The sequence below is a fragment of the Burkholderia sp. AU6039 genome, assembly GCF_002223365.1.
Taxonomy (GTDB): domain Bacteria; phylum Pseudomonadota; class Gammaproteobacteria; order Burkholderiales; family Burkholderiaceae; genus Burkholderia.
On the sequence record NZ_NKFK01000004.1, the window covers coordinates 752,481 to 779,286 of the forward strand.

Here is a 26,806-nt window from a genome sequence, read left to right on the forward strand (position 1 = left end):
GCGCACATGCACGCGATTCGGCAATTTCGACCGATTACAGATTTCCGTGAAATGGCCGATGACACTCTTTAACAACTATTTCAGTCCACCGGCAGACAATGGGAAACGTTTCATAGACATCGGCTTCTAACCGATACACCCCATGCAGACGGGAACGGGGTGTGCAGCGCAAGCCCCTTGAAACCGGCAAGGCTCGCCCCACCTAGGGGACAACAAGGCCAGATGCCACTGCGAAGAGGAGTGCCGCCATGCAAATGATCTACAACAGCCCCAACTACTGCGTCGTCGAATTCGCGCCGCAGGCCGGTCACCACCTGATGAATGCCGGCGGATATGAAATCGTCGACAAGAACGCGCAGCGCGAAATCTTCATCGACGGCGAACTTGCCGAACGATTCCGCGCGCACGTGAAGCAGTTGATCGAGGATGAGCCGTCGCTCGATGAAGTCGACGAATTCCTCGGACAATTCGACAGCCTGATGATGATGCCCGTCGTGCTGCACTGACGACCCGCGGCCCGGCGCCTCGTGCGGCCGGGCCATTCGCCGCGCATCGACGCGGCGCCGCGAGCACTCCGATCCTGCCCCCGCCCGGTTCGCCGGCGGGGGTTTTCATTTGGCGGCCCGGCCGGCGCGGCGCAAGGCCGGGCGGCGCCCATGCGCACCGGCTACAATGACGGTTTTCCCGTCTTCGCCGGTCTTTCGCCCATGTCTGCGACTCCTCTCGCCGCTTCCGTCCCGCTCGACGCGTCCTATACGCGCGGCGCCGCTCTGCCTGCGCTGCTCAAATCGCGCATCCTGATCCTCGACGGCGCGATGGGCACGATGATCCAGCGCTACAAGCTCGACGAAGCCGCGTATCGCGGCGAGCGCTTCAAGGATTTCCCGCGCGACATCAAGGGCAACAACGAGCTGCTGTCGATCACGCAGCCGCAGATCATCCGCGAGATCCACGACCAGTACTTCGCGGCCGGCGCGGACATCGTCGAGACCAACACGTTCGGCGCGACGACCGTCGCGCAGTCCGACTACGAGATGGAAGATCTCGTCGTCGAGATGAACATCGAATCGGCGAAGCTCGCGCGCCAAGCGGCCGAGCAATACGCGACGCCCGACAAACCGCGCTTCGTCGCGGGCGCGATCGGGCCGACGCCGAAGACGGCCAGCATCTCGCCGGACGTCAACGATCCGGGCGCACGCAACGTCACGTTCGACGAACTGCGCGCGTCGTACTACCAGCAGGCGAAGGCACTGCTCGACGGCGGCGTCGACCTGTTCCTCGTCGAGACGATCTTCGACACGCTGAACGCGAAGGCCGCGCTGTTCGCGCTCGACGAGCTGTTCGAGGACACCGGCGAGCGCCTGCCGATCATGATCTCGGGCACCGTCACCGATGCGTCGGGCCGGATCCTGTCGGGCCAGACGGTCGAGGCGTTCTGGAATTCGCTGCGTCATGCGAAGCCGCTCACGTTCGGCCTGAACTGCGCGCTCGGCGCGGCGCTGATGCGCCCGTACATCGCCGAGCTCGCGAAGCTGTGCGATACCTACGTATCGTGCTACCCGAACGCGGGCCTGCCGAACCCGATGGCCGAGACGGGCTTCGACGAAACGCCGGACGTCACGTCGGGCCTGCTGAAGGAATTCGCGCAAGCCGGGCTCGTGAACCTCGCGGGCGGCTGCTGCGGCACGACGCCCGAACACATCGCCGAGATCGCGAAGGCGCTCGCCGACGTGAAGCCGCGCCGCTGGCCGAACCAGTACAGCGACAACGCCTGACCCGACCGCCCCCCGTCCTTCATCACCAGAATTCGCACCGCCATGACCGATCACATGATGCGCCTTGCCGGCCTCGAGCCGTTCAACGTCACGCCCGGAACGCTCTTCATCAACGTCGGTGAGCGCACCAACGTCACCGGCTCGAAGGCGTTCGCACGCATGATCCTCAACGGCCAGTTCGACGAGGCGCTCGCGGTCGCGCGCCAGCAGGTCGAGAACGGCGCGCAGGTGATCGACATCAACATGGACGAGGCGATGCTCGACTCGAAGGCGGCGATGGTGCGCTTCCTGAACCTGATCGCGTCGGAGCCGGACATCGCGCGCGTGCCGATCATGATCGACTCGTCGAAGTGGGAAGTGATCGAGGCGGGCCTGAAGTGCGTGCAGGGCAAGGCGATCGTGAACTCGATCTCGCTGAAGGAAGGCGAGGACGCGTTCCGCCACCACGCGCACCTGATCCGCCGCTACGGCGCGGCGGCCGTCGTGATGGCGTTCGACGAAACCGGCCAGGCCGATACGTTCGCGCGCAAGACCGAGATCTGCAAGCGCTCGTACGACTTCCTCGTGAACGAAGTCGGCTTCCCGCCGGAAGACATCATCTTCGACCCGAACATCTTCGCGGTCGCGACCGGCATCGAGGAGCACAACAACTACGCGGTCGACTTCATCGAAGCGACCCGCTGGATCAAGCAGAACCTGCCGTACGCAAAGGTGAGCGGCGGCGTGTCGAACGTGTCGTTCTCGTTCCGCGGCAACGACCCGGTGCGCGAGGCGATCCACACCGTGTTCCTGTACCACGCGATCCAGGCCGGGATGGACATGGGCATCGTCAACGCGGGCCAGCTCGGCGTGTACGCCGATCTCGACCCGGAGCTGCGCGAGCGCGTCGAGGACGTGATCCTGAACCGCCGCGACGATTCGACCGACCGTCTGCTCGAGATCGCCGACAAGTTCAAGGCAGGCGGCGCGAAGAAGGAAGAGAACCTCGAGTGGCGCAACCAGCCGGTCGAGAAGCGGCTCTCGCATGCGCTGGTGCACGGCATCACGAACTTCATCGTCGAGGATACCGAAGAAGTGCGCGCGAAGATCGCCGCGGCCGGCGGCCGCCCGATCAACGTGATCGAAGGGCCGCTGATGGACGGGATGAACATCGTCGGCGACCTGTTCGGCCAGGGCAAGATGTTCCTGCCGCAGGTCGTGAAGTCGGCGCGCGTGATGAAGCAGGCGGTTGCGCACCTGATCCCGTTCATCGAGGAAGAAAAGCGCCTGCTCGCGGAAGCGGGCGGCGACGTGCGCGCGAAGGGCAAGATCGTCATCGCGACCGTGAAGGGCGACGTGCACGACATCGGCAAGAACATCGTGTCGGTCGTGCTCCAGTGCAACAACTTCGAAGTCGTCAACATGGGCGTGATGGTCCCGTGCAACGAGATCCTCGCGAAGGCGAAGGTCGAGGGCGCGGACATCATCGGGCTGTCGGGCCTCATCACGCCGAGCCTCGAGGAAATGGCGTACGTCGCGTCCGAAATGCAGCGCGACGACTACTTCCGCGTGAAGAAGATCCCGCTGCTGATCGGCGGCGCGACGACCTCGCGCGTGCACACGGCCGTGAAGATCGCGCCGCACTACGAAGGCCCGGTGGTGTACGTGCCGGACGCGTCGCGCTCGGTGTCGGTCGCCTCCAGCCTGCTGTCCGACGAAGGCGCGACGAAGTACCTCGACGAGCTGAAGTCCGACTACGAACGCATCCGCGACCAGCACGCGAACCGCAAGGCACAGCCGATGGTCACGCTCGCCGAGGCGCGCGCGAACAAGACCAAGGTCGACTGGGCGGGCTACCAGCCGGTGAAGCCGAAGTTCATCGGCCGCCGCGTGTTCAAGAACTACGACCTGAACGAGCTCGCGCAGTACATCGACTGGGGCCCGTTCTTCCAGACCTGGGATCTCGCGGGCCCGTACCCGGCGATCCTGAACGACGAGATCGTCGGCGAATCGGCGCGGCGCGTCTTCTCTGACGCGAAATCGATGCTCGCGCGCCTGATCCAGGGCCGCTGGCTGACCGCGAGCGGCGTGATCTCGCTGCTGCCGGCGAATACCGTCAACGACGACGACATCGAGATCTATAGCGACGAGTCGCGCTCGGAAGTGCTGCTCACGTGGCGCAACCTGCGCCAGCAGAGCGTGCGCCCGGTGGTCGACGGCGTGATGCGGCCGAACCGCTCGCTCGCCGACTTCATCGCGCCGAAGGAATCGGGTGTCGCCGACTACATCGGGATGTTCGCGGTGACGGCCGGCCTCGGCGTCGACGCGAAGGAAAAGCAGTTCGAAGCCGACCACGACGACTACAGCGCGATCATGCTGAAGGCGCTCGCCGACCGCTTCGCGGAAGCCTTCGCAGAAGCGATGCACGCGCGCGTGCGGCGCGAGCTGTGGGGCTACGCGAGCGGCGAGACGCTCGACAACGATGCGCTGATCGCGGAAAAGTACGCGGGCATCCGCCCGGCACCGGGCTACCCGGCCTGCCCCGACCACCTCGTGAAGCGCGACATGTTCGACGTGCTGCGGGCGGACGAGATCGGCATGAGCGTGACCGACTCGCTGGCGATGCTGCCGGCCGCGAGCGTGTCGGGCTTCTATCTCGCGCATCCGGACAGCACGTATTTCTCGGTCGGCAAAATCGGCCAGGATCAGCTCGAGGACTACGCGCAGCGCATGGCGCTGTCGCTCGACGACGCGCGCCGCGCGCTCGCGCCGCAGCTCTGATCGATCGAACCGCGGCGCTACCGCCGCGCGTCGCCATCACGCGCCCCGTCCACGGGGCGCGTTGTACAACGCGCCAATCAATCAGGATAACTAATCTCAATATTACCCGTCCCAGGCAGCAAACGCTCTGGCCGTCAGGTAAAGGCGCAGGGAAAGCCCTTCCCGTTTAGCCCGAAATTCGCCCTGCCATGTCGACCTTCGAGATCCGGATCAACGAAACGCCAATCGATGCAGCCAGTCCGTTCCCGCCGACGCGCTATCGCGGCGAAAACTGGGACCTGAGTCATTTGCGTCCATTGACGTTCTCGTGCGACCTGGAAACCGGTTTCGACGTAACGGTTCTGGTCCTCTTCTCCTGTCACTGCTTCACCCGCAGTTTCAAATGGGACCCGCGCACCCGCGACAGCATTCCGGACGACGAGATCTACGACGATGGTCGCGAGACGCGTGTGCTCTGCGCGGACCGGTACCACGCGTCGCGACGCCTGTTGCGCGACGTGATCGTCGGGCTGGCGACGCGCCGGATCGTCGTCGCCGACGAACGGCAACCCAATTTCGTGACGGCGGAGACAGCCTCGTCGGATGGCGTACAGCGGATGTATGCCGTGTTCTTCGAGGTTTCGCGGGACCGGGCCAGAAAACGCCGGCTCATCCTGCGCGTCCAGTCGGCCTATATGCTGGATGGCGGTTTGAACAGGCGCCAGCGGGAAGCCAGGAAGGTGGCGTTGCGCACGTTGCTGCGCGCAAGCCTGGAGGGCCGCAAAATCCGGGCGTAGAAAAACCAACGGCCGCCTTTCGGCAGCCGTCGTATGCGGGATTCTCTTTCCGTCTTTCGACGAAGTACCCACTCCAGGTGGGGCCCGATCGCTCGGGCGGCGCCATGTTTTCGCACCCGCTTTCACATAGTCTTGCGTTGAATTATAAGGAATTTCACCTTTCGGTCAAGGCGAGCCGCCGTCCCCACGCGCTTCGAGCACACCACCGCCCAGCGCATTTTCGTCAGACAAAATAAAAAGCCCGCTCGGAAGCGGGCTTTTTCTGCCTTTCGATCCTTTCAGACCGGCCGGGCAAGCAGGCTCAGAAGCCCCAGTGCACGTCGGCTTCGCCGGCTTTCGCTTCGCGCAGCATCGTGAGGAAGGGCGCAACGCGCTGGGCCAGGCTCGCCGGCACTTCGTGGTGCGCGTGGTCGGCTTCGTCCTCGTGGAAATGGCCGGCGTGCTCGGCGCGTTCCTGCTTCGCCTGCGCTACCGCGCCTTCCAGCTTGGCGATCGCGTGGTCCAGCTCGTCGTGCGTAATCACACCGCGCTCGCCCAGCTGCTTGCCGACGAGACCCAGCACATACACGGCGAAATCCTTCAGCACGTCGAGATCCTGTGCCGCCTTGCTCTTGAACGTAATCATGACAATTCCCTTTTCATCTTGTTGTGCCTGCGCGGCGCGGTTGGGGAACGCCGGCAGACCGGCGTCCGGCCTCGCGGACGCGGGCCGCCTGAGCGGCATATTAGCACCTGTTAAAATTCTGCGATCCCTGAAACGCGCGCTTAAAAAGCGCGCCGGCGGGCCGGCGTTTCCGGCCGCCACCAACGAAGCCTTCTACCAGCATGCTGCCAGCACACAAACAGACCCTCGAAGCCCTGCTCGCGGATAGCGTCAAGCAGGTCGCACACGCGCTGAAAGGCGCCGACGCCGCGTCCGTCGCCCCCGTCATCACGCTGGAGCGCCCGAAGGTCGCCGCGCACGGCGATGTCGCGTGCAACGTCGCGATGCAGCTTGCGAAGCCGCTCGGCACGAACCCGCGCCAGCTCGCCGAGCAGATCGTCGCCGCCCTCACCGCCCAGCCGGGCGCGCAAGGCCTCGTCGAAGCCGCCGAGATCGCCGGCCCCGGCTTCATCAACCTGCGCCTGTCGGCCGCCGCGAAGCAGGCGGTGATCGCCGCCGTGTTCGAGCAGGGCCGCGCGTTCGGCACGTCGGATCGCGAGAAAGGCAAGCAGGTGCTGCTCGAATTCGTGTCGGCGAACCCGACCGGCCCGCTGCACGTCGGCCACGGCCGCCAGGCCGCGCTCGGCGACGTGCTCGCGAACGTGATCGCGAGCCAGGGCTACGCGGTGCACCGCGAGTTCTACTACAACGACGCAGGCGTGCAGATCGGCAACCTCGCGATCTCGACGCAGGCACGCGCACGCGGCCTGAAGCCGGGCGACGCGGGCTGGCCGGAAGCCGCGTACAACGGCGAATACATCGCCGACATCGCACGCGACTTCCTGAACGGCGAAACGGTCGCCGCGTCGGACGGCGAACCGGTCAAGGGCACGGGCGACGTCGAGGACCTCGACGCGATCCGCAAGTTCGCGGTCACGTACCTGCGTCGCGAGCAGGACATGGATCTGCAGGCATTCGGCGTGAAGTTCGACCAGTACTACCTCGAGTCGTCGCTGTACAGCGAAGGCCGTGTCGAGAAGACGGTCGACGCGCTGATCAAGGCCGGCATGACCTACGAGCAGGACGGCGCGCTGTGGCTGCGCACGACCGACGAAGGCGACGACAAGGATCGCGTGATGCGCAAGTCGGACGGCACGTACACGTACTTCGTGCCGGACGTCGCGTACCACGTGACGAAGTGGGAGCGCGGCTTCACGAAGGTGATCAACATCCAGGGTTCGGACCACCACGGCACGATCGCGCGCGTGCGCGCCGGCCTGCAGGGCCTGCACATCGGGATCCCGAAGGGCTACCCCGACTACGTGCTGCACAAGATGGTCACCGTGATGCGCGACGGCCAGGAAGTGAAGATCTCGAAGCGCGCGGGCAGCTACGTGACGGTGCGCGACCTGATCGAATGGTCGGGTGGCGCGGCGGCGGGCCAGGAAGCGGCGCCCGACCTGATCGACGAAGCGACGATCACGCGCGGCCGCGACGCGGTGCGGTTCTTCCTGATCTCGCGCAAGGCCGATACCGAGTTCGTGTTCGACATCGACCTCGCGCTGAAACAGAACGACGAAAACCCGGTCTATTACGTCCAGTACGCGCATGCGCGGATCTGCTCGGTGCTCAACGAGCTGAAGTCGCGCTACAACGTCGACGTCGCACAGCTGCCGGGCGCCGACCTGTCGCAGCTGACGAGCACGCAAGCGGCGTCGCTGATGCAGAAGCTGGCCGAGTACCCGGACATGCTCACGCACGCGGCCAACGAACTGGCACCGCACGCCGTTGCGTTCTACCTGCGCGACCTCGCTGGCGAATTCCACTCGTTCTACAATGCGGAGCGCGTGCTGGTCGACGACGAAGCGCCGCGCAATGCGCGCGCCGCACTCCTCGCCGCAACCCGGCAGGTGCTCGAGAACGGCCTGGCGGTGCTCGGCGTGTCCGCGCCCGCCAAGATGTAAGGCAGCAAGCGGCCCGAACCGGGCAGCGAATGGCTGCGGCTGGAGCGCCCGTCGCAGCCTTTTCACGATTCTTTTTGCAGGTGACTCAAGCAATGGCACAACCACGCCGAACTTCGAAGCAATCGAAACAAGCCGGAGGGACATTTCTTGGAATCGTGCTGGGCCTGATCGTCGGCCTCGCGATCGCCGTGGTGGTGGCGCTCTACATCACGCGTTCCCCGTCGCCGTTCGTATCGAAGGTCGCGCCGCCGCCGGCCGACAACGGCGCGAGCCAGCCGCAGCAGTTCGATCCGAACCGCGCGCTGCAGGGCAAGACGCCGGGCCAGCCGGTGCCGCAGGCCGCGCAGCCCGCGCCGCCGAACACCGCGCCCGGCCAGGCCGCGAACCAGACCCAGGGCGGCCTGCTGCCCGAGCCGCAAATCGTCGAAGTGCCGCCGCAGGCCAACGGGTCGAGCGGCTCGAACAACACCGGCAGCTCGAACAATTCGACCGCGTCGAACAACACGTCGTCGAGCAACGGCGTGGCCGTCGCGCCGAAGCCGGCCGACACCACGCCGCCGCCGAAGAAGACGCAGCAGGCGCAGCAGCAACAGCAGCAAGGCGGCGAGGACGACCTCGCCCGCTTCGCCGCGCAGAAGCAGGCGCAGCAAGCGGCCGCGCAAAAGCAGCAGCAACAGCAACTGGCCGCGAACACGCCGAAGCCGACCTCGTCGGCCGCGGGCGCCGCGACGGCAAAGCCGCCGACCGCGAACGACGCGAATACCGGCTACTTCCTGCAGGTGGGCGCGTACAAGACGGAAGGCGACGCCGAGCAGCAGCGCGCGCGCCTCGGCTTCCAGGGCTTCGAGTCGAAGGTGTCGAAGCGCGATGTCAGCGGCGTGACGTATTTCCGCGTGCGTGTCGGCCCATTCTCGAAATTCGAGGATATGAACTCGGCTCGCCAGCGCCTGTCCGATGCAGGTGTCGACACGGCGGTGATTCGCTTCACAAAGCAGTAAGCAACCGGCCGAGCCCACTCAGAACCCGTTACGTTTCGTAACCCGAGCAACTGATTCGACGTTCACAACATGAAAAAACTGCTTAGCACGCTCCTTCTGTCCCTGGGCCTGGCCGCCGGCCTCGCGCAGGCTTCGCCCGCCGCACCGGTCTCCGGCAAGGACTTCGAGGTGATGAAGTCGCCGCAGCCGGTGTCCGCACCGGCCGGCAAGGTCGAGGTGATCGAATTCTTCTGGTACGGCTGCCCGCACTGCTACGAATTCGAGCCGACGATCGAAGCCTGGGTGAAGAAACAAGGCAACAACATCGACTTCAAGCGCGTCCCCGTCGCATTCCGTGACGATTTCGTCCCGCACTCGAAGCTGTTCTATGCGGTGTCCGCGCTCGGCATCTCCGAGAAGGTCACGCCGGCGATCTTCAACGCGATCCACAAGCAGAAGAACTACCTGCTGACGCCGCAGGCGCAGGCCGACTTCCTGGCCACGCAGGGCGTCGACAAGAAGCAGTTCACGGACGCGTACAACTCGTTCAGCGTGCAGGGCGAAGTGAACCAGTCGGCCAAGCTGCTGAAGGACTACGCGATCGACGGCGTGCCGACGGTCGTCGTCCAGGGCAAGTACAAGACGGGCCCCGCTTACACGAACAGCATCCCGGGTACCGCCCAGGTGCTCGACTTCCTCGTGAAGCAGGTTCAGGACAAGAAGCTCTGATCCCCGCCCGCGCGCCGGCATGACTACTCCGCTGAAGGTCTTCATCACCGGCGCATCGAGCGGCCTCGGCCTCGCGATGGCCGAGGAATACGCCCGCCAGGGCGCCACGCTCGCACTCGTCGCGCGCCGCACCGATGCCCTCGATGCGTTCGCGCGGCGCTTCCCGAAGCTGTCCATCTCCGTCTATTCCGCCGACGTACGCGACGCCGATGCGCTCGCGACGGCCGCCGCGTCGTTCATCGCGACGCACGGCTGCCCCGACGTCGTGATCGCGAACGCCGGCATCAGCCAGGGCGCCGTCACGGGCCAGGGCGATCTCGCGGCGTTCCGCGACGTGATGGACATCAATTACTACGGGATGGTCGCGACGTTCGAGCCGTTCGTCGGCCCGATGACGGCCACGCGCCACGGCACGCTGGTCGGTGTCGCGAGCGTTGCCGGCGTGCGCGGGCTGCCCGGCTCCGGCGCGTACAGCGCGTCGAAATCGGCCGCGATCAAGTATCTCGAAGCGCTGCGCGTCGAGTTGCGGCCGGCCGGCGTCGGCGTCGTGACGATCGCGCCCGGCTACATCCGCACGCCGATGACCGCGCACAACCCGTACCGGATGCCGTTCCTGATGGACGCCGACCGCTTCGCCGCGCGTGCGGCCCAGGCGATCGCGCGGCAACACGCGTTCCGCGTGATTCCGTGGCAGATGGGCGTCGTCGCGAAAGTGCTGCATGTGTTGCCGCGCTGGCTGTACGACCGCCTTTTCGAGAAGGCGCCGCGCAAGCCGAAGGCGGGCGCGCACTGACGCTCCGGTGAGCGCTCGGCCCGCGTGAAGCTGCGCGGGCCGCTTCTCCGCTTCTCCGCTTCTCCGCTTCTCCGCTTCTCCGCTTCTCCGCTTCTCCGCTTCTCCGCTTCTCCGCTTCTCCGCTTCTCCGCTTCTCCGCTTCTCCGCTTCTCCACTTCTCCGCTTCTCCGCTTCTCCGCACCGCCGCCTGGCCGTTTCGACGATTCGATCCGCGACACGCCCACACCGCGCCCGCGCCATCCCCGACGCGCCGCTGTCCTGCATCCCCGGTGCCAGCGTTCCGCCGCCCGCCGCCTCCTCCGCCCCACTGCCGCCCCAACACCCGTTCCGTCGCGAACGCAGCCGTTTTTCGGCCAATTCGCCGCGTTCAGGCGCCTTTTTTCACGCGCCGCGCGCTTTGACGGTATGCTATTCGCCAGCCGCGCCGGCCCTGTCCGCTTCCGGGCCGCGCCCGCATCCCGTCACCCAGCAAAAAACACAAGCCACGTGGGAGATCCTATGCAGGTCAAGCTGTTCGCCGCGGCCACGCTCGCCGCCGCCCTCGCCGCCCCCGGCCTCGCCGCCGCCAAGCCGCTCACCGTCTGTACGGAATCGAGCCCGGACGGCTTCGACGTCGTGCAGTACAACTCGCTCGTCACGACCAACGCGTCGGCCGACGTGATCTTCAACACGCTCGTGTCGTACGACGAAGCCGCGAAGAAAGTCGTGCCCGCGCTCGCCGACAAATGGGACGCGAGCGCCGACGGCCTCACGTACACGTTCCATCTGCGCCCGAACGTCGCGTTCCAGACCACCGAGTATTTCAAGCCGACCCACGCGCTCGACGCGGACGACGTCGTGTTCACGTTCTCGCGGATGCTCGACGACGCGAATCCGTGGCACAAGGTGGCCGGCGCGAGCGGCTTCCCGCACGCGCAGTCGATGGGCCTCGTGAAGCTCGTGAAGTCGGTCACGAAGATCGACGACAGCACCGTGAAGTTCGTGCTGAACGAGCCGAACGCGACGTTCGTGCCGATCCTGACGATGGGCTTCGCGTCGATCTACTCGGCCGAATACGCGGACCAGCTGCTGAAGGCCGGCAAGCAGGCGGACCTGAACGCGAAGCCGGTCGGCACCGGCCCGTTCGTGCTAAAGAGCTACACGAAGGACGCGCTGATCCGCTACGACGTGAACCCAACCTACTGGGGCACGAAGCCGAAGGTCGACCGGCTGATCTATGCGATCACGCCCGATCCGTCGGTGCGGCTGCAGAAGGTGAAGGCCGGCGAATGCCAGATCGCGCTGTCGCCGAAGCCGCAGGACGTGCTCGCCGCGAAGGGCGAAAGCGCGCTGAAGGTCGTGCAGACGCCTGCGTTCATGACCGCGTTCGTCGCGCTGAACACGCAGAAGAAGCCGCTCGACAACGACAAGGTGCGCGAAGCGCTGAACCTCGCGTTCGACCGCGCGACCTACCTGAAGGTCGTGTTCGACAACACCGCGACGGCCGCGAACAATCCGTATCCGCCGAACACGTGGAGCTACGCAAAGGACGTCGCGCCGTATGCGTACGATCCGGCGAAGGCGAAGCAGCTGCTCGCGCAGGCCGGCTTCCCGAACGGCTTCTCGACGACGATCTGGACGCGTCCGACCGGCAGCGTGCTGAACCCGAATCCGAAGGTCGGTGCGGAGCTGCTGCAGGCCGACCTCGCGAAGATCGGCGTGAAGGCCGAGGTCAAGGTGATCGAATGGGGCGAGCTGATCAAGCAGGCGAAGCTCGGCCAGCATGACATGCTGTTCATGGGCTGGGCCGGCGACAACGGCGATCCGGACAACTACCTGTCGCCGCTGTTCAGCTGCAATGCGGTGAAGTCGGGCATCAACTTCGCGCGCTTCTGCGACTCGCAGCTCGACAAGCTGATCGCCGACGGCAAGTCGACCGCCGACCAGGCCAAGCGCGCGAAGCTGTATGAAGCCGCGCAGAAGATCATCCACGACCAGGCGCTGTGGATTCCGCTCGGCTACCCGACCGCGGCCGCGCTCACGCGCACGAACGTGAGCGGCTATCACGTGAGTCCGTTCGGACGGCAGAACTTCACAACCGTCGCCGTGCAGTAACGCGATCCTCCCGCGTGGCGCGCAAGCGACGGTGCGTCGGGCCGTCGCTTGCGGCCCGCGCGCCGCGCGCGCTACACTGCGCGCCTATTCCTCATACCGGACGCCAGCCAAAGTGAACAACTAAGCCTTCCCAAAATGTTTTCGCCGCCGTGCCACGCACGCCGCGCGCGAAGGTCTTCACGCATTTTTGGAGGTGCTTATGGCTGCAGCCACGCCCACCGGCGCGCTCGTCGCGCTTCATCACGTTTCCTTCCGCTTCGACGACGGCTTCACGCTGTTCGATTCGCTCGACCTTTCCATCGATCGCACGCCGACCGGCATCGTCGGCCGCAACGGCATCGGCAAGAGCCAGCTCGCGCAATTGATCGCGGGCCGCTGCGCACCGAGTTCGGGGACGATCGAGCGGCACACGCCAGTCGTCTACGTCGCGCAGCAGCACGACTACGGTGGCGTATCGGCCGGCCCGCGAACCGTCGCGCAGATCGCCGCGCTCGATGCACCGCTCGGCGCGCTCGCGCGTCTCGCCGACGGCCGCGCGGAACCGCACGACTTCGACCTGATCGGCGATCGCTGGGATCTCGCGGAGCGGCTGCGCACCGCGCTCGACGCAGCCGGCCTGCACGACGTGCAACCCGACACGCCCGCGCAGGCACTGAGCGGCGGGCAGCTCGCGCGCGTCGCGCTGATCGGCGCGCTGCTCTCCGACGCGGGCCTGCTCGTGCTCGACGAACCGACCAACCATCTCGACGCGTCGGGCCGCGCGTGGCTGCGCGCGGCGCTCGACGGCTGGCGCGGGGGCCTCGTCATCGTGAGCCACGACCGTGCGCTGCTCGCCGACGTGCAGCGCATCGTCGAACTGACGCCACAAGGCGTGCGCGCGTACGGCGGCAACTACGCGCTCTATCGTGCGCAGCGCGACGCGGAACAGGATGCCGCGCAGTCCGCGCTCGACAACGCGCGTGCCGAACGCGGACGCGTCAGGCGCAGGCTCGAACAGGAACACGACACGATTCAGCGTCACGCGGCCGCGTCGCTGCGCGACGCGAAGACGGCCAACCTGTCGTCGGGAGCAAAACAGAGTCGCAAGGGTGCGGCGCGCAGCATCATGGGCTCGGTGCGGCGCCACCAGAACGAATCGAAGGCGACGGTCGACGAACGCGTGCAGGAAGCGGCCGCTCGCGTCGAAGCCGATGCGCCCGTGCTTGTGTCGCTGCCGGGCACCGAGGTCAGCGCACGCCGTCAGCTGTTCAGGTTCGAACGCGCACGACTGCCGTGGCGCATCGCCGGCGATGCCGACGCGATCACATGGTCGGCCAGCGGCCCGGTGCGCATTGCATTGACGGGCCCGAACGGCTGCGGCAAATCGACGTTGCTACGCATGCTCGCGGGCGAGCTTTCGCCGCGCTCAGGCGCGTGCACGACACACGTGAGCGCCGCGTATCTCGACCAGCGACTCGCGCTGCTCGATCCCGATCGCTCGATCGTCGAGCAACTGGGGCTGCTCGATACGCCGCTCGCCGAAGGTGACCTGCGCAGTCGGCTCGCGCTGTTGCAGCTCGACGCGGTACGCGCAACGCAGCCGGCGCGGCAGCTGAGCGGCGGCGAACGGCTGAAAGCCGCGCTCGCGTGCGCGTTGTGGCGCGGCACGCCCGCGCAATTGCTGCTGCTCGACGAGCCGACCAATCACCTCGACCTCGAATCGGTGCGGGCGATCGAAACCGCGCTGGCAGGCTTCCCCGGCGCGATCGTGGTCGCGTCGCACGACCCCGCGTTTCTCGCGGCGCTCGACCCGACGCACACGATGCAATGGCATCGCGACGGGTGGCGCTACGAACCCGTCGCTTGAGGAGAACGAAACTGTGTCAGCCGGCGGTGCGGAACCGCAGCACACCGTCGTCGCCCTGCTCGCGCACGAGCTCACCCGCGAGCCACAGCAGGTTCAGGTGCGCGAGCGCCTCGCCGAGCGCGAACGTCATCTGGTGGATGTCGAGTTCGCGGCGGCGGAACATGATCGGCACGATGTCGGCCGCGCTCATCGGCTGTTCCGCGCAGGCGACGCGCACTTCAGCCAGGCGCGCGTCGTGGTGTTCGCGCAGTTGCGTGATGCGCGTGCGCACGCCGCGGAACGGCTTGCCGTGCGACGGCAGCACCAGCGTATCGGGCGCCATCGTCTCGTAGCGGCCGAGCGACTGCAGGTACAGCGCGAGCGGATTCGCTTCCGGTTCGAGGTCGAACACGGACACGTTCGTCGAGATGCGCGGCAGCACCATGTCGCCGGAGATCAGCACGCCGTCCGCTTCGCTGTGCAGCGCGCAATGTTCAGGCGAATGGCCGAAGCCGGTCACGACGCGCCACGTGCGCGCGCCGATCGTCACCGCGTCGCCTTCGCGCAGGCGCCGGTAGCGCGGCGGCACGGCCGGCACGAGATCCGAGTAGTAGTTGCGGCGGTTGCGCAGCTTGTCGAGCGCGGCCGGATCGGTGAGCCCATGGCGCGCGAAGTGATCGGCGGCGGCCGCGCCGCCTGCGTTCGAGCCGTTGCCGGCCGCCATCAGGCAGCCGAACATGTACTCGCCGAGCGTCATCCACAACCGCACGTTCCAGCGGCCCTTGTCGCCGCCTTCGCACAGCCAGTTCGCGAGGCCGAAGTGATCGGGGTGGCAGTGCGTGACGAGCACGCGCAGCACGGGCAGGCCGTCGAGATGCGTGTCGAAGATCTGCTCCCAGTGCGTGCGGATCGCATCCGACGCGATCCCGCAATCGACGATCGTCCAGCCGGCCTGCCCGTCGATCTCGTCGCGCAGCAGCCAGAGGTTGATGTGATCGAGCGAGAACGGCAGCGGCATGCGCAGCCAGCGCACGCCGGGCGCGACCTCGAACGTGTCGCCCGCGGCGGGCAGCGTGTCGGCGAAGGGATAGTCGAGTTGGTGTTCCAGTGCGTTCATCGGTGGGGCGTCTCGTCGTTATCGGTGCGATTGCGCGCCGGCGGCAGGCCGCGGCGGGCGTTCCGCCGATTCTATCGCCGTCCCGAGGAACGCGTGCCCGGCGGCTTGCTGCCCGTCAAAAAAAGTTCGTGCCAGAATCGGTTCCGTACCCGTATCTTTACGCGAAGATGCACCGAACGGCACCCAACGGCGGGCAACCCGCCGCTTGCCGGCCGGCCGCGCCTTGCCGCAAAGCCCTTGAACCGCCCGCTTGGGCGCTAAAATGGCGAGTGCTTACAGCCCCTCCCGAACGAGCCTGCACGCGATGAATCACTTCCCCAAACTGCTGTCCTCGCAGATCGGTTTCGACGTCGCGCAGACGATGCTCGAGAACTTCGACCGCCACTACCGGATCTTCCGCGACGCGGCCGTCGAGGCGAAGACGCTGTACGAGCAGGGCGACTGGCACGGGCTGCAGCGGCTCGCGCGCGAGCGGATCACGTCGTACGACGATCGCGTGAAGGAATGCGTCGAGGTGCTGGAAGACGAATACGACGCGGAGAACATCGACGACGAAGTGTGGCAGCAGATCAAGCTGCACTACATCGGCCTGCTCACGTCGCACCGCCAGCCCGAGTGCGCGGAGACCTTCTTCAATTCGGTGTGCTGCAAGATCCTGCACCGCTCGTACTTCAGCAACGATTTCATCTTCGTGCGCCCGGCGATCTCGACCGAGTATCTGGAGAACGACGAGCCGGCCGCGAAGCCGACCTACCGCGCGTACTATCCGGGCACCGACGGGCTCGCGACCACGCTCGAGCGGATCGTCACGAACTTCCAGCTCGAGCCGGCGTTCGACGATCTTCCGCGCGACATCGCGTGCGTGATGCAGGCGATCCACGACGAATTCGGCCACTTCGACGAAGCGCCGAATTTCCAGATCCACGTGCTGTCGTCGCTGTTCTTCCGCAACAAGAGCGCGTACATCGTCGGCCGCATCATCAACGCCGACCGCGTGCTGCCGTTCGCGGTGCCGATCCGCCACGTGCGTCCGGGCGTGCTGTCGCTCGACACCGTGCTGCTGCGCCGCGACCAGCTGATGATCATCTTCGGCTTCTCGCACTCGTATTTCCTCGTCGACATGGGCGTGCCGTCAGCGTACGTCGACTTCCTGTGCACGATCATGCCCGGCAAGCCGAAGGCGGAGATCTACACGTCGGTCGGCCTGCAGAAGCAGGGCAAGAACCTGTTCTATCGCGACCTGCTGCACCACCTGTCGCATTCGAGCGACCGCTTCATCATCGCGCCCGGGATCAAGGGCCTCGTGATGCTCGTGTTCACGCTGCCGTCGTTCCCGTACGTGTTCAAGATCATCAAGGATCAGTTCCCGCCGCCGAAGGAAACGACGCGCGCGCAGATCATGGAGAAGTACCAGCTCGTGAAGCGCCACGACCGCCTCGGGCGGATGGCCGACACGCTCGAGTACTCGAGCGTCGCGCTGCCGCTCGCGCGGCTCGACCACGCGCTCGTGCGCGAGCTGGAGAAGGAAGTGCCGTCGCTGCTCGAATACGAGGACGGCAATCTCGTGATCGAGCACCTGTACATCGAGCGCCGGATGACGCCGCTCAACCTGTACCTGCAGAACGGCTCCGATGCCGACGTCGAGCACGGCGTGAAGGAGTACGGCAACGCGGTGAAGGAGCTGATGAAGGCGAACATCTTCCCCGGCGACATGCTGTACAAGAACTTCGGCGTCACGCGCCACGGCCGCGTGGTGTTCTACGACTACGACGAGATCGAGTACCTGACCGACTGCAACGTGCGCCGCGTGCCGGCGCCGCGCAACGAGGAAGACGAGCTGTCCGGCGAACCGTGGTATACCGTCGGCCCGCACGACATCTTTCCGGAGACCTACGGGCCGTTCCTGCTCGGCGACCCGCGCGTGCGCGACGTCTTCATGAAGCATCACGCGGACTTTTTCGATCCCGCGCTGTGGCAGGCCAGCAAGGACAAGCTGATCCAGGGCGAATTGCCCGACTTTTATCCGTACGACACCGCGCTGCGCTTTTGCGTGCGCTACCCCGCGCGCTTCGGCGCGACTGACCAGAACGAGGGCGCCGGCGACGCGCAGCGCGCCGCCTGACGCCCGCTAGACCGCACCGATTGCGACCCGATTTCCGTCAACGGAATCCACACCGATGAACCCCCAAGACAATCCGCTTTCACACCTGTTCGACAACAACGACGCCTGGGTCAAGCACAAGCTCGAGGACGACCCGCAGTTCTTCGCGCGTCTCGCCCACCAGCAGGCGCCGGAATATCTGTGGATCGGCTGCTCGGATTCGCGCGTGCCCGCGAACGAGATCATCGGCCTGCCGCCGGGCGAAGTGTTCGTCCACCGCAATATCGCGAACGTGGTCGTGCACAGCGACCTGAACTGCCTGTCGGTGATCCAGTTCGCGGTCGACATCCTGCGCGTGAAGCACATCATGGTGGTCGGCCACTACGGCTGCTCGGGCGTGAACGCCGCCCTGCTCAACCGCCGCGTCGGCCTCGCCGACAACTGGCTGCATCACGTGCAGGACGTGCGCGAACGCCACACGGCGCTGCTCGACGCATGGCCGGTGGGCGAAGCGCGCTATCGCCGCCTGATCGAGCTGAACGCGATCGAGCAGGTCGTCAACGTGTGCCGCACGACGATCGTCAACGACGCGTGGGCGCGCGGCCAGTCGCTCACCGTGCACGGGCTCGTGTACGGCGTGCATGACGGCCGGATGCGCAACCTCGGGATGGCCGTGTCGAGCTTCGACGCGCTCGACGAGACCTACAAGCGCTGCGTGGCCGCGCTCGTCGCCGGCGGCGAGCATGCACCGGACAACGACATGATCGCGGCGGACGCCGCACGGCTCGAAGGCGTCGCGCAGGCGGTCGCCGCCACGCTGAAGCCGTGCGACGACGCAAAGTAACGCGCTAGCCTGCGCAGCGGATCGCTACGCTGGCGTGCCGCTGCGCCACCCATCGAACGGATCTGACCCCGGCACTGCCGCCACGGCGGCGCCAAGCAAAGGAGCGACGGGCATGAAAACCGCATTGATCGTCGGTGCATCGCGCGGCCTCGGCCGCGAATTCGTCCGCCAATACCGGCGCGACGGCTGGAACGTGATCGCCACCGCGCGCGACGACGCGTCGCTCGACGCGCTGCGCGCGCTCGGCGCGCAGGCCCATGCGCTCGACATCACGCAGCCCGAGCAGATCGCGGCGCTCGGCTGGAAGCTCGACGGCGAGCGGCTCGATGCGGCCGTGCTGGTGTCGGGGGTGTACGGGCCGCGCACCGAGGGGGTCGAGACCGTCACCGCCGAGGATTTCGACGCGGTGATGCATACGAACGTGCGCGGGCCGATGCAGTTGCTGCCGATCGTGCTGCCGCTCGTCGAGGACGCGCGCGGCGTGCTGGCCGTCGTGTCGAGCCGGATGGGCAGCATCGCCGAGGCGACCGGCACGACCGGCTGGCTGTACCGCGCGAGCAAGGCCGCACTGAACGACGCGCTGCGCATCGCGTCGCTGCAGACGCGCCACGCCGCGTGCATTTCGCTCCATCCCGGCTGGGTGCGCACCGACATGGGCGGCGCGCAGGCCGCGATCGACCCGGAAACCAGCGTGGCCGGCATGCGCCGCGTGATCGCCGAATCCGGCGCGGACGTGTCGCAGGCAAACGGCCGTTTCTTCCAGTACGACGGTATCGAGCTGAGCTGGTGAGCGGGTAGGCAGCCGACAACTTTGCGTCGTTAATTCCTGTTTCGCATGATTTTGACCCGACCTGACGCGTGCCCGTGCGGCGGCGCGTCCCCCGCTCCCGCCGGCAAAGCGCCGGCGCCCCGCTATGCGGCCTGCTGCGGCCGCTTCATCGACGGCGGCGAAGCCGCGCCGACCGCGCTCGAGTTGATGCGCTCGCGGTACAGCGCCTACGTGCTCGGCGCGACCGACTACCTGCGCGCGACCTGGGCCGCACGCACCTGCCCGCCCGATCTCGACACCGACCCCGAAGCGCCCGACGCGCCGCGCTGGCTCGGCCTCGCGGTCAAACGCCATGCGCCGCTCGACGAGCGCCACGCGGAGGTCGAGTTCGTGGCCCGCTACAAGGTGGGCGGACGCGCTTACCGGCTCCACGAGACGAGCCGTTTCGAGCGCGACGAACAGGGTTTCTGGCGCTACGTCGACGGCGAAGTCAGTGAACGTTGACAAATAGTTGCTGTGTCAGACGCCGGGTAATTCCCGCATTGCACAACTCCATTTTGTCCGGCTACGATGACCTCGAATTGGTCATGTTGCATGGCAGGGCTTACGAATGGCGTTCAGCAAGGGATTGGTGGGATGGATGGCGGCGTGTGCGCTGTCGGCCGCTCAGGCCGGTACGCTGCCGAACGCCAATACGGGGACGGGTGCCGGCGCCAGCGGGTCGCTCGCCCACGCCGAACGCTTCGACTACGCCGATTCGAACCTGCCGCAGGTCGCCGCCGACCTGAACGAACAGATCCTCCGCATTCCGGCCGACGCATCGGGCGCCGTCACGCTCGAGGCCACGCTCTTCAAGCCGAACGGGCCCGGCCCGTTCCCGCTCGTCGTCTTCAACCACGGCAAGAACACCGGCGATCTCCATCAGCAGCCGCGCAGCCGGCCGCTCGCGTTCGCGCGCGAATTCGTGCGCCGCGGCTATGCGGTGATCGCGCCGAACCGCCAGGGCTTCGCGGGCTCGGACGGCACGTACCAGCAGGAAGGCTGCAACGTCGGCAAGAACGGCCTCGCGCAGGCAGCCGACGTCGACGCGACGGTGCGCTACATGTCGCACCAGTCGTACGTCGATGCGTCGCGCATCGTCGTCGCCGGCACGTCGCACGGCGGCCTCGTATCGGTCGCGTACGGCACCGAAGCCGCACCGGGCGTGCGCGGCATCATCAACTTCTCCGGCGGGCTGCGCCAGGACCTCTGCGACGGCTGGCAGAAAAACCTCGTCGACGCGTTCGACCAGTACGGTGCGCACACGGCCGTGCGGTCGCTGTGGCTGTACGGCGACAATGACTCGGTGTGGACACCCGGGCTCGTCGCGCAAATGCACGACGCGTACGTTTCGCACGGCACGCAGGCCCAGTTCATCGATTTCGGCCGCTACAAGGACGACGCGCACCGGCTGATCGTCGATCGCGACGGCGTGCCCGTGTGGTGGCCGGCCGTCAACGCGTTCCTCGCGCAGCTGAATTTGCCGACGTCGGTGCGCTACGCGGTCGCGAGCCCGCACGAGCCGAAGGCGAGCGGCTATGCGTCGATCGACTCGGTCAACGCGGTGCCGTATGTCGACGAAGCCGGCCGAGAAGGCTACCGCCGTTTCCTGAACCAGCATCCGAGCCGCGCGTTCGCGGTGTCGTCGGAAGGCGCGTGGTCGTGGGCCGAAGGCGGCGACGATCCGATGGCGCTCGCGCTCGACAACTGCTCGAAGCAGGGCGCAGGTTCGTGCCGGCTGTATGCGGTCAACGACCGAGTCGTGTGGAACGACGCGACGCAGACGGCCGGCAACGACGACGGCAACGCACGCGACACCGGCACGCCGGCGTTGGCTTCGCGCTGATCCAAGCGCGTCATTTCCTCCCCTCGCCCATCACACCGAGGCCATTGCAGCGCCTCACTTCACGCCTCGCTCGTGCTCGTAAAATCGAGCGCAATCCGTGGAACGCTCGTTTTTACGAGCATCCAGCTTGAATTCGCGTAGTCATGATCTATCATGATCGTTATTTCGATCCCTATCGACATAACGATCGATTTTACGAACATGAAGGTCAATCAAGCCGCTGCCGCCAGCCCAACCGTTCTCGCGGAAGCCGCCCGCGTTGGCGAAGCGCTCGCCCGTCTGCGCGTTTCGCGACGCATTCAGCAAAACGAGGCGGCCACCCGCGCCGGGCTCTCGCGCAATACCGCCTATCGTATCGAGAAAGGCGATCCTGGCGTCGCCCTCGGCCAGTGGCTTCGGTATCTCGACGCGATTGCGCCAGGAACGACCCTGCTGGAACTGCTCTCCGGAACGGACCCGTCGCTCAAGGCTCAAGCGGCCCGCGAACGCGGCCGGCGTGTGCGCTCGCTCACCGACAACGAACTCAAGGATCTGGACTTCTGATGGCTGCCGTCGTCAAAAGACTCGCGGTGTTTGCCTATCTCGACGATGACTGGGCACCCGCCGGCCTGCTCGAAATGACCGAAGAGGGCGTGAGCCTGCAGGCGTCGAGCTTCGCATACGGCTTGCGCTATCTCGGCCGGCCCAACGCCATCGAAGTCGACCCGGTCAGCCTGAGCCTCGCAAGAAAGGACGAGATACGCGGCAAGATGAACTTTCCGGCGGGCGGATTGACGCAGTTCGGCGGTATTCGCGATGCCGCGCCCGATGCATGGGGGCGACGTGTCATCGAAGCCAAGCTCAGGGCCAAAGCCAACGCGCTGCCCGAGTCCACCTATCTCCTGCACGCCGGCAGTCAGCGGATCGGCGCACTCGATGTTCGGGAAAGCCTGGACACGCCCCCCGGCCCGCAGGCGGGCAATGGCCTGCTCAACCTCGAATACCTGGTCGATTCGGCGGCGCGCATCGAGGAAGGCGAGACCGTGCCCGCCGAACTCGAGGCCATCTTCGTACAAGGGAGCGGCCTCGGCGGTGCTCGCCCGAAGGCGACGGTGCGAGATGAAGACGGCGTGTTGTGGCTGGCCAAATTCCCGAGTCTCAGCGATCGGTTGAACCTGACGGTCATCGAAGAAGCCACGCTTCGTCTGGCGGCACGGTGCGGCATTCGGGTGCCGCCCACCCGCATCGTCGACGTGGGAACCCGTCAGGTCATGTTGATCCGCCGATTCGATCGGTACTGGACCCACCCCGAATTCGACACTCTTCGCGGCGACGACGCGTTATACCTGCCCCCTCGCGCCGGAACGACCGAGCGAAGACTCCCCTTCGCCAGTGCGTTGACCCTGGTCGGCTGTGCCGAAATGGAATCGATGGCGAAAAGTTACCAGGACGTCGCGCACGCGATCCGGCAGCATGGACACATCGATACCATTCGCGCCGACAACCGGGAACTGTTCAAGCGGATGGTCTTCAACATCCTCGTGAGCAACGACGACGACCACCTGCGCAACCACGGATTCATCCACGACCCCCGCCTGCCCGGCTGGCGCCTCAGCCCGCTGTACGATGTCCTGCCCCGGCCGAGTAGCGCGCATGAGCGCTATCTGCACCTTGGCATCGGGCCGCAAGGCCGGCTCGCGACGCTGGACAACGCGTTCGACGCCCGGGATGCGTTCGGTCTTTCGAAAACGGATGCCGGACTCGCGATTGCGGAAGTCTGGCAACCGACCCGCGAGTGGAAGACGTGTTTCGAGGAGCGCGGCGTGCCCGGCAAGGAAATCGACAAGATCGCGCCGGCGTTCCGCCACATCGATGACGTATCCCACCCGACGTTGCGTAAAGCGTTGCCCTGATCTCACCCTCCATCGGCGTCCGTCTCGGCGCCGTGCCATGCATGGTCCCCGTCGATCGGGCAACGCGCGACGCTGGATCATTCGATCTCCCCGTGTCGCCACAAACCGCCCATTTCATCATTCCCCATATTTCTGCGCCGTCACGCCCCGCCCGGCTCACGATTTTTTTCGGTTGGGGGGCCTCACTCGAACGTCGTCATCTGCGGTCATTTCGGGACATCTGAACCGTACCGTCCCGAGCCGCTCCGATCTGCGCCGAACTCCCGCCCAGCAAGGCTTTGCGGTGTTTGTAACCGGTAGTGCAACGGGTCGCGGAACACGCTAATCTCAGCGCGATTCGTGTCCCGCCGCGCGGCATCCCGTCGATGCCGCGCGGCCGTTTTATCCCCGGAGCCGCCTTGAGTACGCCAGCCACCGACGACTGGGTCGCGCGCAGCCTGCGCGCGGTCTGGCATCCCTGCACCCAGATGAAGCATCACGAGCGCCTGCCGCTCATCCCCGTCGCACGTGGCGCGGGCCTGTGGTTGTACGACCGTGACGGCCGCCGCTACTTCGATGCGATCAGCTCGTGGTGGGTCAACCTGTTCGGCCATGCGAACCCGGACATCAATGCGGCACTGAAGGACCAGCTCGACACGCTCGAGCACGCGATGCTCGCCGGCTGCACGCACGAGCCGGCCATCGAGCTCGCGGAGCGGCTGCACGCGCTCACAGCGCGCACGCTCGGCCATGCGTTCTTCGCGTCGGACGGTGCGTCGGCGGTCGAGATCGCGCTGAAGATGAGCTTCCACGCGTGGCGCAACCGCGGCCGCGCGAACAAGCAGGAATTCGTCTGCGTCGCCAACAGCTATCACGGCGAGACGATCGGTGCGCTCGGCGTGACCGACGTCGCGCTGTTCAAGGACGCGTATGACCCGCTGATCCGCCATGCGCACGTCGTCGCGTCACCCGACGCACGCGGCGCACTGCCGGGCGAAACGGCCGCCGACGTCGCGGGCCGCGCGCTCGCGGACGTGCGGCGCCTGTTCGTCGAGCGCGGCGACCGGATCGCCGCGCTGATCGTCGAGCCGCTCGTGCAGTGCGCGGCCGGCATGGCAATGCACGATCCGTCGTACGTCCGCGGGCTGCGCACGCTGTGCGACGAATTCGGCGTGCACCTGATCGCCGACGAGATCGCGGTCGGCTGCGGCCGCACCGGCACTTTCTTCGCGTGCGAGCAGGCCGGCGTGTGGCCCGATTTCCTGTGCCTGTCGAAAGGCATCAGCGGCGGCTACCTGCCGCTGTCGCTCGTGCTCACGCGCGACGACGTGTTCGCCGCGTTCTACGACGACGACACGACGCGCGGCTTCCTGCACTCGCATTCGTACACCGGCAACCCGCTCGCGTGCCGCGCGGCGGTCGCGACGCTCGACCTGTTCGAGCGCGACGACGTGCTCGCGGCCAATGCCCGCAAGTCGACGACGATGCGCGGGGCGCTCGCGCCGCTCGATGCGCACCCGCAGGTACGGCACCTGCGCGAGCGCGGCACGCTGTTCGCGTTCGACGTCGCGCTCGACGGCGACGCGGCGCGCGGCTTCTCGCGCCGCTTCTTCGAGCGCGCGCTGGAACGCGAGCTGCTGCTGCGCCCGATCGGCACGACCGTGTACCTGATGCCGCCGTACGTGATGAGCGACGACGACATCGCGTGGCTCGCGCAAAGCACGCGCGACACGCTCGATGCAACGCTCGCGGAGATCGCCGGATGACACAACAGCCCCCACGCTCACTTCGTTCACTGCCCCCCGAGGGGGCGGCTGCCTCCCTTGGGGCGGCCCGGCGGGAGGCAGCGACGAACCCTCTGCTCGATACCCTGCAACGCGGCCTCGCCGCGCTCGACGCGCAAGGGCTGCGCCGCGTGCGCCGCACCGCCGACACCGCGTGCGATGCGCGCATGACCGTCGACGGTCGCGAGATCGTCGGCTTCGCGAGCAACGACTATCTCGGCCTCGCCGCGCATCCGGCGCTCGTCGCCGCGTTCGCCGAAGGCGCGCAGCGCTACGGCTCCGGCAGCGGCGGCTCGCACCTGCTCGGCGGCCATTCGCGTGCGCACGCGACGCTCGAGGACGAACTCGCGGCCTTCTCGGGCGGCTTCTCCGACGCGCCGCGCGCGCTGTACTTCAGCACCGGCTACATGGCGAACCTCGCCGCGATGACGGCGCTCACCGGCAAAGGCGCGACGATCTTCTCGGACGCGCTGAACCACGCGTCGCTGATCGACGGCATGCGGCTGTCGCGCGCGGCCGTGCAGGTCTATCCGCATGCGGACACGGCCGCGCTCGCCGCACTGCTCGACGCATCGGATGCCGAAACGAAACTGATCGTCAGCGACACGGTGTTCAGCATGGATGGCGACCTCGCGCCGCTCGCCGAACTCGTCGCGCTGGCCGAACGCCACGGCGCGTGGCTCGTCGTCGACGATGCGCACGGCTTCGGCGTGCTCGGCCCGCAAGGCCGCGGCGCGCTCGCGGCCGCCGCGCTGCGCTCGCCGCATCTCGTGTACGTCGGCACGCTCGGCAAGGCCGCCGGCGTCGCGGGCGCGTTCGTGATCGCGCACGAGACCGTGATCGAATGGATGATCCAGCGCGCGCGCAGCTACATCTTCACGACGGCCGCGCCGCCGGCCGTCGCGCACGCGGTATCGGCCAGCCTGAAGGTGATCGCGGGCGACGAAGGCGACGCGCGACGCGCGCATCTCGCCGCGCTGATCGACCGCACGCGCGCGCTGCTGCGCAACACGCGCTGGCAGCCGGTCGATTCGCACACGGCCGTGCAGCCGCTCGTGATCGGCAGCAACGACGCGACGCTCGCGGCGATGCGCGCGCTCGACGCGCACGGCCTGTGGGTGCCCGCGATCCGGCCGCCGACGGTGCCCGTCGGCACGTCGCGGCTGCGCGTGTCGCTGTCGGCCGCGCATTCGTTCGACGATCTCGCGCGGCTCGAAGCCGCGCTGATCGAAGCCAGCGAGGCGCAGGCCGTGCAGGAGGCAGAACAGCCCCCACGCTCACTTCGTTCATTGCCCCCCGAGGGGGCTGCAGCCTCCCTTGGGGCGGCCCGGCGGGAGACTGCGGCATGACCGCCCCGCTCTCGCTGTTCGTTACCGGCACCGACACCGAAATCGGCAAGACCTTCGTCTCGGCCGCGATGCTGCACGGCTTCGCGCGGCATGGCCTGCGCGCGGCCGCGCTGAAACCCGTCGCGGCCGGCGCGTATGAACGCGACGGCGTGTGGCGCAACGAGGACGCCGACCAGCTCGACGCGGCCGCGAACGTCGTGCTGCCCCCCGAGCTGCGCACGCCGTTCCTGCTGAAGGCACCGGCCGCGCCGCATATCGTCGCCGCGCAGGAAGGCGTGACGCTCGACATCGACACGATCGTCGCGTGCCATCGCGAAGCGCTGACGCGCGCGGAGATCGTCGTCGTCGAAGGCGCCGGCGGCTTCCGCGTGCCGATGAACGACACGCAGGACATGGCCGATCTCGCCGTCGCGCTCGGCGTGCCGGTCGTGCTCGTGGTCGGCGTGCGGCTCGGCTGCATCAACCACGCGCTGCTCACCGCCGACGCGATCGCCGCGCGCGGCCTCAAACTCGCCGGCTGGGTCGCGAACCACGTCGACCCGGCGATGTCGTTCCCCGACGAAAACATCGCGACGATGCGCGACTGGCTCGCGCGCGAGCATGGCGCGCCGCTGCTCGGCCGCATTCCGCACCTGAGCCCGGCCGCCCCCGAATCCGCCGCGGCGATGCTCGACATCGCCACGCTCGTCGAGACGCTGCGCACCGCGCAGCATTGACCAACCGAAACAGATCCCCCCGATCCCTCATCCC

The 26,806-nt window shown here is 66.9% G+C and carries 22 protein-coding genes; 20 read left to right on the forward strand and 2 right to left on the reverse strand.

Features of this window, described 5'->3' with window-relative positions; all coding sequences use genetic code 11:
* The first annotated feature begins 248 nt into the window (after positions 1-248).
* From CFB39_RS16200 to CFB39_RS16215, 4 genes are all read left to right on the forward strand, one after another.
* On the forward strand, positions 249-506 hold the full coding sequence (locus tag CFB39_RS16200; RefSeq protein WP_006477667.1) for a DUF3567 domain-containing protein: 258 nt from the start codon (positions 249-251) through the stop codon (positions 504-506).
* Positions 507-707: 201 nt separating this feature from the next.
* Complete coding sequence (locus tag CFB39_RS16205) at positions 708-1,775, forward strand: homocysteine S-methyltransferase family protein (RefSeq protein WP_089473798.1); 1,068 nt, start codon at positions 708-710, stop codon at positions 1,773-1,775.
* A 42-nt stretch (positions 1,776-1,817) separates the two neighbouring features.
* Complete coding sequence (metH, locus tag CFB39_RS16210) at positions 1,818-4,535, forward strand: methionine synthase (RefSeq protein ID WP_179257683.1); 2,718 nt, start codon at positions 1,818-1,820, stop codon at positions 4,533-4,535.
* A 188-nt stretch (positions 4,536-4,723) separates the two neighbouring features.
* Complete coding sequence (locus CFB39_RS16215; protein ID WP_089473631.1) at positions 4,724-5,311, forward strand: hypothetical protein; 588 nt, start codon at positions 4,724-4,726, stop codon at positions 5,309-5,311.
* A 301-nt stretch (positions 5,312-5,612) separates the two neighbouring features.
* On the opposite strand, the gene CFB39_RS16220 is transcribed toward CFB39_RS16215, so the two are convergent.
* Positions 5,613-5,936, reverse strand: coding sequence for a DUF1840 domain-containing protein (locus CFB39_RS16220; RefSeq protein WP_089426439.1), 324 nt, complete (start codon positions 5,934-5,936; stop codon positions 5,613-5,615).
* A 200-nt stretch (positions 5,937-6,136) separates the two neighbouring features.
* Here CFB39_RS16220 and argS point away from each other — a divergent pair, with 200 nt between their 5' ends.
* The 6 genes from argS (at position 6,137) to CFB39_RS16250 (ending at position 14,357) form a co-directional block, all read left to right on the forward strand.
* Positions 6,137-7,918 (forward strand): arginine--tRNA ligase, encoded by a 1,782-nt coding sequence (argS, locus tag CFB39_RS16225; RefSeq protein ID WP_089473632.1) that lies wholly within the window; start codon positions 6,137-6,139, stop codon positions 7,916-7,918.
* Positions 7,919-8,010: 92 nt separating this feature from the next.
* On the forward strand, positions 8,011-8,916 hold the full coding sequence (locus CFB39_RS16230; RefSeq protein ID WP_089473633.1) for an SPOR domain-containing protein: 906 nt from the start codon (positions 8,011-8,013) through the stop codon (positions 8,914-8,916).
* Between the two features lie 69 nt (positions 8,917-8,985).
* Positions 8,986-9,624: a thiol:disulfide interchange protein DsbA/DsbL gene (locus CFB39_RS16235; protein WP_089441130.1), complete on the forward strand. Its 639-nt coding sequence runs from the start codon at positions 8,986-8,988 to the stop codon at positions 9,622-9,624.
* Positions 9,625-9,643: 19 nt separating this feature from the next.
* Positions 9,644-10,417, forward strand: coding sequence for an SDR family oxidoreductase (locus CFB39_RS16240; protein WP_089473634.1), 774 nt, complete (start codon positions 9,644-9,646; stop codon positions 10,415-10,417).
* A gap of 498 nt (positions 10,418-10,915) precedes the next feature.
* A complete protein-coding gene (locus tag CFB39_RS16245; protein ID WP_089473635.1) occupies positions 10,916-12,511 on the forward strand; it encodes an ABC transporter substrate-binding protein in 1,596 nt (531 codons plus the stop codon).
* A gap of 199 nt (positions 12,512-12,710) precedes the next feature.
* A complete protein-coding gene (locus CFB39_RS16250) occupies positions 12,711-14,357 on the forward strand; it encodes an ABC-F family ATP-binding cassette domain-containing protein (RefSeq protein WP_089473636.1) in 1,647 nt (548 codons plus the stop codon).
* 16 nt (positions 14,358-14,373) lie between these two features.
* Here the strand turns inward: CFB39_RS16250 and CFB39_RS16255 are convergent, their stop codons facing one another.
* Entirely contained in the window at positions 14,374-15,453 is a 1,080-nt protein-coding gene (locus tag CFB39_RS16255; RefSeq protein ID WP_089431774.1) for an MBL fold metallo-hydrolase, read from the reverse strand.
* A gap of 304 nt (positions 15,454-15,757) precedes the next feature.
* Here CFB39_RS16255 and aceK point away from each other — a divergent pair, with 304 nt between their 5' ends.
* From aceK to bioD, 10 genes are all read left to right on the forward strand, one after another.
* Entirely contained in the window at positions 15,758-17,575 is a 1,818-nt protein-coding gene (gene aceK / locus CFB39_RS16265) for a bifunctional isocitrate dehydrogenase kinase/phosphatase (RefSeq protein ID WP_089473637.1), read from the forward strand.
* Between the two features lie 55 nt (positions 17,576-17,630).
* A complete protein-coding gene (can, locus tag CFB39_RS16270) occupies positions 17,631-18,398 on the forward strand; it encodes a carbonate dehydratase (protein ID WP_039346539.1) in 768 nt (255 codons plus the stop codon).
* 112 nt (positions 18,399-18,510) lie between these two features.
* Positions 18,511-19,188 carry an SDR family oxidoreductase gene (locus CFB39_RS16275; protein WP_089426447.1) on the forward strand — a complete coding sequence of 226 codons (678 nt, stop codon included), beginning with the start codon at positions 18,511-18,513 and terminating at the stop codon, positions 19,186-19,188.
* 45 nt (positions 19,189-19,233) lie between these two features.
* Positions 19,234-19,671, forward strand: coding sequence for a YchJ family protein (locus CFB39_RS16280; RefSeq protein ID WP_089473638.1), 438 nt, complete (start codon positions 19,234-19,236; stop codon positions 19,669-19,671).
* 106 nt (positions 19,672-19,777) lie between these two features.
* Positions 19,778-21,052 (forward strand): dienelactone hydrolase family protein, encoded by a 1,275-nt coding sequence (locus tag CFB39_RS16285; RefSeq protein WP_089473639.1) that lies wholly within the window; start codon positions 19,778-19,780, stop codon positions 21,050-21,052.
* A 153-nt stretch (positions 21,053-21,205) separates the two neighbouring features.
* Entirely contained in the window at positions 21,206-21,595 is a 390-nt protein-coding gene (locus tag CFB39_RS16290; protein WP_241026014.1) for a helix-turn-helix domain-containing protein, read from the forward strand.
* Positions 21,595-22,944 (forward strand): type II toxin-antitoxin system HipA family toxin, encoded by a 1,350-nt coding sequence (locus tag CFB39_RS16295; RefSeq protein ID WP_089457019.1) that lies wholly within the window; start codon positions 21,595-21,597, stop codon positions 22,942-22,944. The genes CFB39_RS16290 and CFB39_RS16295 overlap by 1 nt, the downstream gene beginning before the upstream one ends.
* Positions 22,945-23,342: 398 nt before the next feature.
* A complete protein-coding gene (bioA, locus tag CFB39_RS16305) occupies positions 23,343-24,689 on the forward strand; it encodes an adenosylmethionine--8-amino-7-oxononanoate transaminase (RefSeq protein WP_179257684.1) in 1,347 nt (448 codons plus the stop codon).
* A complete protein-coding gene (bioF, locus tag CFB39_RS16310) occupies positions 24,686-26,056 on the forward strand; it encodes an 8-amino-7-oxononanoate synthase (protein ID WP_256991407.1) in 1,371 nt (456 codons plus the stop codon). The genes bioA and bioF overlap by 4 nt, the downstream gene beginning before the upstream one ends.
* Positions 26,053-26,772, forward strand: a complete 720-nt coding sequence (gene bioD / locus CFB39_RS16315) for a dethiobiotin synthase (protein ID WP_089426452.1) — start codon at positions 26,053-26,055, stop codon at positions 26,770-26,772. Before bioF ends, bioD begins: the two co-directional genes overlap by 4 nt.
* The last annotated feature ends 34 nt before the right edge of the window (positions 26,773-26,806 follow it).